This is a genomic window from Oryzisolibacter sp. LB2S, from assembly GCF_040732315.1.
Lineage (GTDB): Bacteria > Pseudomonadota > Gammaproteobacteria > Burkholderiales > Burkholderiaceae_C > Alicycliphilus > Alicycliphilus soli.
This window is the reverse complement of record NZ_CP160388.1, coordinates 3,210,341-3,223,030: the sequence shown is the minus strand read 5'-3', so window position 1 is coordinate 3,223,030 and position 12,690 is coordinate 3,210,341. Positions and strand designations below refer to the sequence as shown.

At 68.8% G+C, this 12,690-nt stretch carries 12 protein-coding genes; 4 read left to right on the top strand and 8 right to left on the bottom strand.

Features of this window, described 5'->3' with window-relative positions:
• The first annotated feature begins 13 nt into the window (after positions 1-13).
• Complete coding sequence (locus tag ABUE11_RS15230; RefSeq protein ID WP_367066182.1) at positions 14-793, top strand: serine protease; 780 nt, start codon at positions 14-16, stop codon at positions 791-793.
• 37 nt (positions 794-830) lie between these two features.
• On the opposite strand, the gene ABUE11_RS15225 is transcribed toward ABUE11_RS15230, so the two are convergent.
• From ABUE11_RS15225 to alkB, 4 genes are all read right to left on the bottom strand, one after another.
• A complete protein-coding gene (locus ABUE11_RS15225; protein ID WP_367066180.1) occupies positions 831-1,196 on the bottom strand; it encodes a hypothetical protein in 366 nt (121 codons plus the stop codon).
• The gene (locus ABUE11_RS15220) at positions 1,193-2,638 is read right to left on the bottom strand and encodes a UbiA family prenyltransferase (RefSeq protein ID WP_367066179.1); all 1,446 of its coding nucleotides are present in this window, start codon (positions 2,636-2,638) and stop codon (positions 1,193-1,195) included. The genes ABUE11_RS15225 and ABUE11_RS15220 overlap by 4 nt, the downstream gene beginning before the upstream one ends.
• A 104-nt stretch (positions 2,639-2,742) precedes the next feature.
• On the bottom strand, positions 2,743-3,012 hold the full coding sequence (infA, locus tag ABUE11_RS15215) for a translation initiation factor IF-1 (protein ID WP_367066177.1): 270 nt from the start codon (positions 3,010-3,012) through the stop codon (positions 2,743-2,745).
• Positions 3,013-3,463: 451 nt separating this feature from the next.
• Positions 3,464-4,126, bottom strand: a complete 663-nt coding sequence (gene alkB, locus ABUE11_RS15210; RefSeq protein ID WP_367066176.1) for a DNA oxidative demethylase AlkB — start codon at positions 4,124-4,126, stop codon at positions 3,464-3,466.
• 88 nt (positions 4,127-4,214) lie between these two features.
• Here alkB and ABUE11_RS15205 point away from each other — a divergent pair, with 88 nt between their 5' ends.
• On the top strand, positions 4,215-5,735 hold the full coding sequence (locus ABUE11_RS15205) for an AMP-binding protein (RefSeq protein ID WP_367066174.1): 1,521 nt from the start codon (positions 4,215-4,217) through the stop codon (positions 5,733-5,735).
• 126 nt (positions 5,736-5,861) lie between these two features.
• A complete protein-coding gene (locus tag ABUE11_RS15200; RefSeq protein WP_367066172.1) occupies positions 5,862-6,578 on the top strand; it encodes an FAD-dependent oxidoreductase in 717 nt (238 codons plus the stop codon).
• 114 nt (positions 6,579-6,692) lie between these two features.
• Here ABUE11_RS15200 and ABUE11_RS15195 read toward each other — a convergent pair whose 3' ends face one another.
• A complete protein-coding gene (locus ABUE11_RS15195; RefSeq protein WP_367066171.1) occupies positions 6,693-8,258 on the bottom strand; it encodes a hypothetical protein in 1,566 nt (521 codons plus the stop codon).
• 32 nt (positions 8,259-8,290) lie between these two features.
• On the bottom strand, positions 8,291-8,536 hold the full coding sequence (locus ABUE11_RS15190) for a hypothetical protein (RefSeq protein ID WP_367066170.1): 246 nt from the start codon (positions 8,534-8,536) through the stop codon (positions 8,291-8,293).
• 115 nt (positions 8,537-8,651) lie between these two features.
• Between ABUE11_RS15190 and ABUE11_RS15185 the strand changes: the two genes are divergently transcribed.
• The gene (locus tag ABUE11_RS15185; protein ID WP_367066168.1) at positions 8,652-9,314 is read left to right on the top strand and encodes a DsbA family oxidoreductase; all 663 of its coding nucleotides are present in this window, start codon (positions 8,652-8,654) and stop codon (positions 9,312-9,314) included.
• A gap of 233 nt (positions 9,315-9,547) precedes the next feature.
• Here the strand turns inward: ABUE11_RS15185 and ABUE11_RS15180 are convergent, their stop codons facing one another.
• A complete protein-coding gene (locus ABUE11_RS15180) occupies positions 9,548-9,970 on the bottom strand; it encodes a CreA family protein (RefSeq protein ID WP_367068835.1) in 423 nt (140 codons plus the stop codon).
• A 56-nt stretch (positions 9,971-10,026) separates the two neighbouring features.
• Entirely contained in the window at positions 10,027-12,624 is a 2,598-nt protein-coding gene (cphA, locus tag ABUE11_RS15175) for a cyanophycin synthetase (RefSeq protein WP_367066167.1), read from the bottom strand.
• Positions 12,625-12,690: the final 66 nt, after the last annotated feature.

Here is a 12,690-nt window from a genome sequence, read left to right as displayed (position 1 = left end):
GGAAGGAAACACCATGAGGCTCCAACGCGCCATTGTGCGGTGCTTGCTGCTGTTTGTCCTGCAATGCGCATGGGGCCAGGTGGCGTTGGCGCAGTTGCCCGATACCGTCGAGCGCGTCAAGCCCTCGGTGGTGCTGGTGGGCGCCTACCGCGCCACGGACAACCCGCGCTTTGAGTATGTCGGCACGGGCTTTGTGGTCGGTGATGGGCTGCGCGTGGTGACCAATGCCCATGTGGCGCAGCGCATCCCCACCGGGGGAGAGAAAGGGGCGGCGCTGGTCGTGCAGGTGCGCTCGGGCCCCAATGCCTGGGTCATGCGCCCGGCCAGGCTGCTTGAGGCCAACACCGAGCAGGACCTGGCCCTGCTGCAGATCGAGGGCGCCGCCGTGCCCGCGCTGAGCGTGGCCGCGTCCGATCACGTGCGCGAGGGACAGGATCTGGCGTTCATGGGCTTTCCCGTGGGCGGTGTGCTGGGGTTTTCTTCCGTGACGCACCGTGCCACCGTGTCCTCTATTACCACCATGGCCTTGCCCAGCCCGACCAGCCAGCAGCTCAACGCGCGTGCCATCCGCAGCATGCGCGCCGGCCCGCTGCAGGTTTTTCAGCTCGATGGCACGGCCTACCCGGGCAACAGCGGTGGGCCCCTGTTCGACCCGCAGAGCGGTGCGGTACTGGGCGTCATCAGCATGGTGTGGATCAAGGGTACGCGCGAGGCGGCCCTGAGCCAGCCCTCGGGCATCACCTACGCCATCCCCAGCCGCTACGTGCTGGAGTTGCTGGCGCGTCATCACTGATGCGCCAAGGCGCACCGGCGGTGCGCGGGTGAGGGGCTCAGGAGCGTGCCACCACGAACACGCCCGCGCAGATCAGCGCCACGCCTGCGGCGCGCACCGCGGAGACCTGCTCGCCGAGCATGAGGCCGACGAGCACCGTGAAGACAAAGCCCAGGCCCACCATGGGGTAGGCCTTGCTCACGTCCCATTTGGACAGCACACCGAGCCAGATGACGGCGCCCAGGCCGTAGAGCACGAAGCCGCCGAGCACATATCCGTTGGTCAGCACCGTGAACAGGCTGGCCAGCGAAGAGGGCTGGGCCATGGCCGCGCGCACGCCCTGATCGGACATGCCGGCCTTGAGTGAGAACTGCGCCGCGACCGACAGCATGATGCTCAGCAGGGCGGTGATCAGGGTGTTCATGGGTGCAGATCCAATGCAAGAAAATGGGCGGCCAGAACCGCGGCGACCATGGCCAGCACCACGAAACGGCTGCCGCGGTCCTTGAGGGCGTAGACCACAGGGTCGTCGTGCATCTCGCCGCGCGAGGTCTTGATCCACAGGCGCGCCATCCAGTACACCAGCCCCACGGCGACCAGCCACAGCAGCTGTGGTGTGGCATAGCGCGTCTGGGTCTCAGGCGCGCTGATGAACAGGCCGAACACGACCACGGCGCACAGGGCAGCTCCCACGCCCAGCGGCCACAGCACAACGAGATCGGTGACTCGGTAGTCCCGCCCGCGCGTGGCGGCGCTGCCCGAATCCTTGAGCACCATGAGCTCCGCGCAGCGCTTGACGAGCGCCAGGCTCAGGAAGGTGAAGACCGAGAACGCCAGCAGCCAGGAGCTCGTAGCGACGCCGATGGCCACGGCACCGGCAAGGATGCGGATGGTGAAGAGCACCGACAGCATGAGCACATCCATGAGCACATACTCCTTGACCACCCAGCTGTAGAAGATCGTCAGTGCCAGATAGGCCAGCAGCATGCCCAGAAAGCCGGGCGACACGGCCGTCGCGAGGATGAGCGACAGCACCAGCAGCACCCCGGCGACCAGAACCCCGTGGTGAATGGGCAGGGCGCCGCTGGCAAACGGCCGCAGGCGCTTGCGCGGATGGGCGCGGTCGGCCGCCAGATCCCAGAGATCGTTGACCACGTAGGTGGCCGAGGCCGCGAGAGAGAAAGCGAGAAAGGCCAGCACCATGTGCATGAGCTTGCCGATGTCGGTGAACTCGAAGGCCGTGAGCATGGGCACGAACAGCAGCACGTTCTTGATCCACTGGTGCACGCGCAGGGCGCGCAGCCAGGTGGAAAGACCGCCCGCGGGGCGCTGAAAGGTGCGCTCGATCGGCGTGTGCTCGCGCACCTCGGATGCGATGCGCTCGGGCGCGCCCACCAGGACGGCGGCCTGGGCCTGCTGCCAGATCGGCAGGTCGGCCGCGCAGTCGCCCGCATACACAAACTCCTTGCCCACCTGTTCCTGTATGGCCTGGAGCTTGGCCTTGCCCTTGAGGTTGTTCTCCGGCCGCGTGGCGAGCACCTGATCGAACAGCCCCAGGTGCCGCGCCACCGGCTCGGCGATGCTGTGATGCGCCGCCGTGGCCAGCACGATCGTGCGGCCCTGCGCCTTCTGCTCGCGCAGGTAGTCGAGCAGCGGCTGGTTGTAGGGCAGTCGGTCGGCGTCCAGGTGGACGCGCCCGGCGATCGCCTCCTTGAAGCCGGCACGGCCGCTCAGCAGCCAGAGCGGCAGCAACAGCAGACTGGTGGGTGAATGCCGGCCGAGCTCCACCAGTGATTCGAGCAGCGTGTCCGTCGGCGTGAGGGTGCCGTCCAGGTCCACGACCAGGGGAATGTCCGCTGCGCTCACTGTCCGCCCTCCTGCATTGATCTGCTGGTTGCGGCGGCTGGTCGTTGCTGCCAGCGCACCGGCGTCGATGTTGCGACGCGGGCGGTAGTTTGCCTGAATTGGGTTCAGCGACGATGGTGTGCCGGCGCGCGCGCCGCGCCACCCGCGCGCGGCGGCAGGTGGCGGAAGGTGATGCGGCCCTTGCTCAGGTCGTAGGGCGACATCTCCAGCGACACGGTGTCGCCCGCGAGCACACGGATGCGGTGCTTGCGCATCTTGCCGCCCGAGTAGGCAATGAGCCGGTGGCCGTTGTCCAGCGTGACGCGAAAGCGCGCGTCGGGCAGCACCTCGTCGACCTTGCCTTGCATCTCGATCAGTTCTTCCTTGTGGGACATGGTTCTCTTCCTTTCTTCAGGGACTGTGGTGGCCGGACATGGCCCATGGCTGGCGCCGGCCGGCCGATGCCCGGGCTCTGTGTGCAATGCACAGAAAAAAGCTGCGCCCTTTGCGCGCTTCTGGTGCGCTTGTTGGTGGCGCGGCGCATGCGATGCGATGTCGCTCGCCAGATGCCGGTATGCAAGGCTGGCATCTGCTGGCAAAGGCCGCTGCTGGCGCATGGGCCTGCAAGACGGGCCGTGCGGCTCCGGGCGGCGGTATGGTGGCGTCGGGCCGGGATGCACCCGACGCATGGCATTGCCACCCGTAAGACTGCGCCCAATGTGTCTGCGCAGAACAGCGTGTGAAGTGGCAAGCGGGTAGTCTAGTGAAAACCCTGAGTTCGTGCAGGCCGTGCCGCCATTGCCCATGCGGCCAGCTGCGGCATCGGCCCGGGCCTCGGCGCGCGCATCACCGTGCGCGGCGCAGCGTGAGGTTGATGCGGCAGTCGCCCGTGGCCGGGTGCTGGCCGGGCGCCACGGGCAGCACGCCGTGGTAGCGCAGCCGATCCACGCCGCCCCAGACCACCACATCACCATGCGCGAGCGGCACGCGCTGCGCGCGCTCTGTGCGCGTGGTGCCGCCCCACAGAAACACCGCCGGCAGGCCCAGGGAAACGGAGACGATGGGGGCGGTGAGGTCGCACTCGTCGCGGTCCTGGTGCAACGACATGCGCGCGCCGGGCGCGTAGCGGTTGATCAGGCAGGCGTCGGGCGCAAAGCCCACAAAGCCCGCGCGCTCGGCCGCCTGCCGCGCGAGCCGCGCAAACGCCGCGGGCATGGCGGGCCAGGGCCGGCCCGTGAGCGGGTCAAGCCCGGCATAGCGGTAGCCCCGCCGGTCGCTGACCCAGGAGAGTGGCCCGCAGCCCGTCATGGCCACCGACATGGACTGGCCGCCCGGCGTCTGCATATGGCGCCAGGGTGCCTCCTGCACGACATGCGCCACGCCGCGCAGCAACTCATCCGCCTGCGCCAGTGCAAAGCCGCGCAGCAGCAGCGCCTGCGCGCCGAGCGCGAAGGCGTCGGGCGCATGCGGGTCGTCGGCAAACAAATCGTCCACGGCGTGCTTGGTCATCCGCAGAGTTTGGATCAAAATGGCCTGCAGCGCTTGTCCATCAAGCGCAAACAGCTATTTTTATAAGAGCATACAAGCGGAGACAGTCATGAACATCAGCCAACTGCTGCAGCGCAGCGCCCAGGTCTTTGGCGAGCGCCCGGCCCTGCTGGCCGGCGCGCGCCCGCTGTACGACTACCGCACGCTGGCGGCGCGCGTGGCGGCGCTGGCCGGGCATCTGCGCGCGCAGTGCGGCGTGCGGCCGGGCGAGCGCGTGGCCATCTTCTCGGCCAACTGCCCCGAGTACCTGGAGGCGCTGCACGCCATCCATTGGTGCGGCGCCGTCTCCGTGCCCGTCAACTACAAGCTGCATGCGCGTGAGCTGGCCCATGTGCTGGCCGACAGCGGCGCGCGCGTGGTCTGCGTGTCCGCGGCGCTCAGGGCCGATGCCCTTGCGGCCGGAGCCGATGGGGCGCGCCTGCTGGTGCTGGGCGACGCCGCCTGGCAGTCCGCGGCCCGGGGCCAGCCGCTGGCGATGGAGGAACGCGCGCCAGAGGATCTGGCCTCGCTGTTCTACACCTCGGGCACGACGGGCCGGCCCAAGGGCGTGATGCAGACCCAGCGCAACCTGTTGGCCATGACCATGGCCTATTTCACCGACGTGGACGAGGTGCAGCCCGACGACGCCATGGTCTACGCCGCCCCCATGTCGCATGGCGCGGGCCTGTACAACTACGCCCACATGCTGCGCGGCGCGCGCCATGTCGTGCCCGAGTCGGGCGGGTTCGACCCGGCGGAGCTGGTGCGGCTCGCGCATGAGGTGGGGCGCCTCTCGCTGTTCGCCGCGCCCACCATGGTGCACAGGCTGGTGGAGCACATCCGGCACACAGGGGGCGACGGCAGCGGCTTCAAGACCATCGTCTATGGCGGTGGGCCGATGTACGTGGACGACCTGCGCCGCGCCATCGCCACCATGGGCCAGAAGTTCGTGCAGATCTATGGCCAGGGCGAATGCCCCATGACCATCACGGCGCTGGCGCGCGAACACCTGATGGACACGGCGCACCCGCGCTGGGAGCGACGCATCGCCTCGGTCGGCGTGGCTCATAGCTGTGTGGAGCTGCGCGTGGCCGACGCCGAGGACCGGCCCCTGCCCGTGGGCGAGCTCGGCGAGGTGCTGGTGCGCGGCGACACCGTCATGGCCGGCTACTGGAACAACCCCGAGGCCACGGCCCAGACCCTGCGCGGCGGCTGGCTGCACACCGGGGACGTGGGCAGCCTGGACGAGGACGGCTTTCTCACGCTGCGTGACCGCAGCAAGGACGTGATCATCTCCGGCGGCTCCAACATCTACCCGCGCGAGGTCGAGGAGGTGCTGCTCCTGCACCCGCGCGTGCGCGAGGTGGCCGTGGTCGGCCAGCGGGATGCCGAGTGGGGCGAGGTCGTCGTGGCCTTTGTCGTGGCCGAGGGCGAACCGGTGCCAGATGCAGAACTCGATGCTGAACTCGATGCCCTGTGCCTGGATCACATCGCGCGTTTCAAGCGCCCCAAGGTCTATCGCTGGCTGCCGGCCCTGCCCAAGAATGCCTATGGCAAGGTGCTCAAGACCGAGCTGCGCAGCGGGTTGTAACCACGGCGCGGTTGGGTGCATGGGGGGCGATGTGGCAGCCTCGCGGCCAATGCGGGAACATGGTGGCCATGCACCGCACCCCATGGCGCATGAGCGCCCGCGCGGACAACAAGGAGAGGACGCACCATGGCTACCTACACCGTCAAGCTGCTTGCCAAACAACCCGTGGCCCTGGGCACCATGGCCTTTCACCTGGAGAAGCCCGCGGGCTTTGAGTTCCGCGCCGGTCAGGCCTTCGAGGTCATGCTGCCCGGCGGTGCCGAGGGCGAGGACGGCAGCCACGCGTTTTCCATCGTCAGCGCGCCGCACGAGGCCGAGCTGGTGTTCGCCACCCGCATGCGGGGCAGCAGGTTCAAGCGTGCCCTCGCGTCGCTGGAGCCGGGCAGCGACCTGCAGATCGACGGGCCGTTCGGCTCGCTCACGCTGCACAAGAAGCTGGCGCGCGCGGGCGTGCTGATCGCCGGCGGCATAGGCATCACGCCCTTCATGAGCATGCTGCGTCAAGCGGCCGAACAGCGATCCGAACAGGCCCTGGTGCTGCTGTACTCCAACCGCAGACCCGAGGATGCGGCCTTCCTCGCCGAACTGCAGGCGCTCGCGGCGCGCAACCCGCACATGCGCCTCGTCGCCACCATGACCGACATGGCGCATTCGCAGCAGGCCTGGGACGGCGCCACGGGCCATATCGACGGCGCCCTGGTGCGGCGCGCCATCGCGGGGCTTGCGGACCCCATCTTCTACGTCGCGGGCCCGCCGGCCCTGGTCGAGGCCATGCGCAACACGCTTGTCGATGCGGGCGTGGATGAGGACGACGTGCGCAGCGAGGAATTCTTCGGCTATTGACAGCCTGGAGGCTCTCGGACTTGGAGCGCCGACAGCGTTCTCGAAGAGCGGTGTAGTCAAAAATGGGCTGCTGCGGTCGATTGGCAGCCGGCGACTTCCACGTCCTTCAGCCTCCTATGCGTTCCACGCCGACACGACGAAGCGCAGCCGGCCGGCAATGCCCGGGGCCGTGGTGCTGCCAAAGGCGATCGACATCACCTGCTTGCCGCTCTTGAGCGTCTTGTAGTCCAGGGACTCGGTGGCGCGCCCCGCGCTGTCGCTCTGCCAGCCGAAGCTCGCCGTCCAGGCCTCGCCCGGCACCTGGGGTGGCACCATCTCGACGACCACGGTGTCGCGGAACAGGTAGCGGCCCTCGTAGTGCATGTCGGCCCAGAACTTGCGCTCCACCTCGTAGTCGGGCACGCGCACGCCCAGCGTCAGGCCGTAGGCCAGCGAGGGCCGCGCGGGGTTGACGCGGGCACGGTTGGCAAGGAAGGCGGTGGACAGGTAGATGCTTCTGGCGTTCTTGTTCGCCGGGTCCACCAGGTCCTGGTGGCTGCGGCAGGCCACGGAGTCCTCCTCGGCCATCCTGCGCGTGAGGTACCAGCGCTTGCCGCGCGGCGAGGCCAGCAGCTCGAACTGGTAGAGCGCGTTGACGGCCTTGCCCTGGATCTCGGGCGGCAGCTGCACGGAATCGATGTCCACCCAGATGTCCACGCGCACGTCGCCGAACAGAAAGCGCGTGAGGTTCTGGTAGGCCTCCTCGCTGTTGACGATGCCGAAAAAGCCCGAATGCGAGCGGTAGGCGTAGGCCGTGGCGCAGGGGCTGGAGAGCTTGCCCTTGGCATTGACGCCCCAGACCGAGGCGTTCTCTATGCGTACCAGGCCGTCGCTGCCATGTCCGGCAAAGGTGCGCGACAGGCCCAGGGCCACGCCGTAGTCGGCCCGATTGCTGCCGATCATGCAAAAGAAGCGCTCGGACGGGAAGGCCTCCTCGGGCAGCCAGTCCACGCGCCCTGTCTTCTGGTAGAGCGTCTCGAGCTTCAGATAGCGGGCCATGTACTCGCGGTTGAAGTTGTTCATGTCCGCGGCGCTCAGCCATTGGGGCACGTTGATGCCCGCGACTTCGATGCCGTTGTGCGGCGTGGCGTAGGTGAACACCTTGTCCACGCAGGCGCGCGCCTGGTTCTCGCCCAGCTCGGGGTTCTGCAGAAAGGCGCGGCACACCAGGCCGCCCATGGAGTGCGCCACCAGATGGCAGCGAAAGTCCTCCGGCGCCAGTGCGTTGGCTGGGTTGGTGCAGACGAGCTCGCGCACGCGCAGGATCAGCTCGCTCAGGCCGCGCGCGAAATGCGAGATGTCCGGCGTCTTGCCGCTGCCCAGCAGCGCCGAGGCCTGTTCGTAGTAGCGGTAGATGACGATGGAGCGCGGTGTGATGCCGCCCTCCCATTCGCCGTCCATGATGTCCAGGCCGTTGTCGTAGACGTCGCAGTAGCCGAAGTCCGACATCAGCCGCAGCACGGGGGACTCGAAGACGAACTTCTGGGCCGGCCGGGTCTTGTCCGGCGTGGCGCGGTAGACGGTGGAGCCCAGGTTGAAGCCGCAGAACGGATCGGCCGTGGTCTCGTCCCGCTCGCGCTCGGTCATCGCATAGCCGCGCACGTAGATGATGGGGAAGAACGGGGCATGGGTGTCGGCCATGTGCGGCTCCTGGAGGATGGGTCCTCGGAGGTTCAGGCAAAGACCGGTTGGCCCGATGCGTGGCGCGCCCGCAGCTCGGCCAGCGCCTGCCGCTTCGTCAGGCCCATGCCCAGCGTGCCCACGGCCTTGTACTTGGGCGACGCGCCCAGGTGGCGGTTGCACTCGAACACGCCGATGTCGAACGCAATGCCGAAGTGGTGGTTGGAATGACCCGCACGTCCATCGACCTCTATGCCGAGCCTGGCCTGGACGGCGGCAATCATTTCCTCGATGCGCATGGTGTCCTCCAGTCGCTGCGGTGATGAAACGCAGGGCATCATCAAAATACGGACGCCATGCCATGTCAAGAACATGCTGCGCGACAATGGCCGGCCACCGTCACCGAAAGAGCGCATGCCCGCCACCGCCCCCGTCACCCTGAAGATCGACTTTGTCTCGGACGTGGTCTGCCCATGGTGCGCCATCGGTCTGGCGGCGCTCACGCAGGCGGCCGACCGCCTGGCGGGCGAGGTGCAGATCGACTGGCATTTCCAGCCCTTCGAGCTCAACCCCGGCATGGCGCCCGGGGGCGAGGATTTGTTCGATCACCTGGCGGCCAAGTACGGTGCCGGCCGCGCGCAGCTCGAGCAGACACACGCGCAGATCGCGGCGCGTGGCGCGGCCCTGGGCTTCACGTTCAGCCAGCGGCGCACGCGCATCTACAACAGCTTCGACGCGCACCGCCTGCTGCACTGGCTGGGCGAGGAGGGCGCTCGCGGCCAGCAGCTCGCGTTCCAGCGGGGGCTGTTCAAGCGCCATTTCACCGATGGCGAGAACCCGTCCGACCGCGACGTGCTGCTGCGCCTGGTGCGTGACCTGGGGCTCGATGAGGCCTGCGCGCGCGCCGTGATCGATTCCGGCGAGTTTGCCGACGCCGTGCGCGAGCGCCAGGCCTTCTACCGGGAGCAGGGCATCCATGCGGTGCCGGCCGTGATCGTCAATGAGCGCCACCTGATCGAGGGTGGCCAGCCGGTCGAGGTGTTCGAGCAGGCGCTCAGGCAGATGGCTGTCCAGTGATGCATATGCTATCTGTTCGATAGCTGTTGGCGCTTGTCTGGCAAGGCGATTTGCTTGTTTTTGTTGCAACGGCGACCTTGGCGCCTCCGTCATCCCCGAGAAGGCGGGGATCCACGGTCGCGCTGCATGAACGTGGTGATGAACCTGGATCCCCGCCTTCGCGGGATGACGGCACCACGCGGGGAGGACGGCTCCCAGCAGGGATGGCGGCCCCGCGGCCGGTGTAATCCGCCTTACCTGAGCGGAATCGGCGTCGCCCGATCCACGGGCACGGCCGTGACGCTGTTCTGTGGCGAGCCGTCGATGAGCTTGTCGGAATAGGTCAGATAGACCAGGGTGTTGCGCTTGGCGTCCACCATGCGCACCACGCGCAGGCGCTTGAACAGGAGGGACATGCGCTCGCTGAACACCTCCTGCTGGGCCTTGAGCGGCTGGCCGAAGGTGATGGGGCCGACCTGGCGGCAGGCGATCGAGGCCTCGGCGCGGTCCTCGGCCAGGCCCAGCGTGCCCTTGATGCCGCCCTTGCGCGCGCGCGAGACATAGCAGGTGACGCCGGCGACCTGCGGGTCGTCATAGGCCTCGACGATGACGTCGTGGTCGCGGCCTATCCACTGGAAGGCCGTGTCCACGGTGCCGATCTTCTCGGACTGGGCCATGCACAGGCCGGCCGTGAGCAGGCCCGCGGCGGCCAGGCAGGCGGCGCGCGGCGCCCTCATGCCGACCCCGCCGGCGCGGTGTTCGCCGCCTCGGCGCAGCGGCGGCGCAGGTGCTCCAGGGCCTCTTCGACCTGATCGACCAGCACCAGGCAGAGGTCGCCCGGCGAGAGGCGCTCGAGCGCGTGGTCTATGGCGATGAACTCACCGTGGATCTCCGTCACGTAGCGGGTGCGCGGCGCGCCCTCGAGGCCCTTGCGCAGCAGGGCCAGCACCTCGCCGTCCTCGCGGCCGCGCTGGCAGGCGTCCTGGTACAGCACCACGTCGTCGAAGGCCGCGCCCAGGATCTGGGTCTGCTCGATGATGTCCTGATCGCGCCGGTCGCCTGCGCCGCTGATAACAACGCTGCGCCGCTGGCCCGGCATGGCCTGCACGGCCTGCACCAGGGCGCGCATGGCGTCGGGGTTGTGGCCGTAGTCGGCGATCAGCGTGGCGCCGCGGTAGTCCATGATGTTGAAGCGGCCGGGGGCGTTGTCGCTGTCGGTCGTGAAGCCCGCCAGGCCCCGGCGTATGGTCTGCCAGGGCAGGCCCAGGGCCCAGGCCGCGGCCACGGCGGCCATGACGTTCTCGACCTGGAAGGCGATGCTGCCGCCGCGCGTGATCGGTATGTCGCGCAGCGCGATCGACTCGCGCCACGAGCCCTCGGCGGCCACGATATGGCCCTCGTCCACATAGACCACGCGGCTGCCCTGTGCGCGGTGCGTGGCCATGACCGGGTGGTGGCGGTCGGCGGCAAAGAAGATCACCTGGCCCGGGCAGTTGCCGGCCATCACGGCCACATGGGGGTCGGCGGCATTGAGCACGGCGTAGCCGCTCTGCGCCACGTTCTGCACGATGACGCGCTTCAAGACCGCCACATCCTCCACGGTGGTGATGTAGTTCAGGCCCAGGTGGTCGCCCGCGCCCACGTTGGTGACCACGGCCACCTCGCAGCGGTCGAAGCCCAGGCCCTCGCGCAGGATGCCGCCGCGCGCGCATTCGAGCACGGCCGCGTCGACCTCGGGGTGAAACAGCACGTTGCGCGCGCTCCTCGGGCCCGAGCAGTCGCCGCTGTCGATCTGGCGGCCGTGCACGTACACGCCGTCGGTGTTGGTCATGCCCACGCGCAGGCCATGCGCGGCCAGCAGCTGGCCGATCAGGCGCGTGGTGGTGGTCTTGCCGTTGGTGCCCGTGACGGCGACCACGGGGATGCGCCCGTCCTCGCCCGGGGCGAACAGCTGATCGACCATGGGCGCACCCACGTTGCGCGCCTTGCCGAACGAGGGCGCGAGGTGCATGCGCAGGCCGGGCGCGGCGTTGACCTCGACGATGCCGCCGCCCTGTTCCTCCAGGGGCTTGAGCATGGTCTCGCAGATCACGTCCACGCCGCAGATGTGCAGGCCAATGGTCTGGGCGGCCTCGATGGCGCGCGCGGCGATCTCGGGGTGCACGTCGTCGGTCACATCGGTGGCGCTGCCGCCCGTGGACAGGTTGGCGTTGTTGCGCAGCACCACGCGCTGGCCCTGGGCGGGCACGCTGTCGGGCGTCAGGCCCTCGGCGGCGATGCGCGCGATGGCGATGTCGTCCAGGCGCACCTTGGTCAGCGCCGTGCCATGGCCCGAGCCGCGGCGCGGGTCCTGGTTGACGATGTCCACGAGCTCGCGAATCGTGTGCTGCCCGTCGCCCAGCACCTGGGGCGGCTCGCGCCGCGCGGCGGCCACGAGCTGCTGGCCCACGACCAGCAGGCGGAAGTCGTTGCCGGGCAGAAAGCGCTCGACCATGACCTCGTCGCTGAAAGACCGCGCCGTGGCAAACGCGGCCTCGAGCTGGGCGCGGCTGGTGATGTTCACCGTCACACCCTTGCCCTGGTTGCCGTCCTGGGGCTTGACGACCACGGGCAGGCCGACCTCCTCGGCCACGGCCCAGGCGTCCTCCACGTCGGTGACGGGCCGGCCCATGGGCACGGGCACGCCCGCGGCGTGCAGCAGGCGCTTGGTCAAGTCCTTGTCCTGGGCGATGGACTCGGCCACGGCGCTGGTCAGGTCGAGCTCGGCCGCCTGGATGCGCCGCGCCTTGCTGCCCCAGCCCAGCTGCACGAGCGAGCCGCTGGTCAGGCGCCGAAACGGTATGCCGCGCGCCACGGCGGCGTCGACGATGGAGCCCGTCGAGGGGCCGATGCGGTCGTCCTCGTCGAGCTCGCGCAGCTCGGCGATCACGGCCGGCGCGTCAAACGGCTGATCCTGCAGGGCGGCCTGCAGCAGCGCCTCGGCCCGCTCCATGGCCAGGCGGCCCACCGACTCCTCGGTGTATTCCACGACCACCTGGTAGGTGCCGTCCTCCACGGTCTCGTGCGTGCGGCTGAAGGTCACGGGGCAGCCGGCCTGGGCCTGCAGCGCCAGGGCCGCGGTCTCGAGCACGTCGGCCAGCGACAGCGGCTGGTCCGCCCCCTGGGGCTGCAGCGCGCCGATCTGCGGAAAGCGCGCGCGCAGCCGGTCCTCGAAGCCGGGCAGGTGGGTGATGTCGTGCTCGTCCTCGGTGCATTGCACGATGGCCTCGATGGCCGTGCTGCGCGTCCAGAGGTTGGGGCCGCGCAGGGCGCGGATGCGGGTGATCTGCATGGTGGGTTCTTTCAGCCGTGTATCAGGTCAAATGGGGCTGTAACGCTTATGGGACAAGCGCGAGCA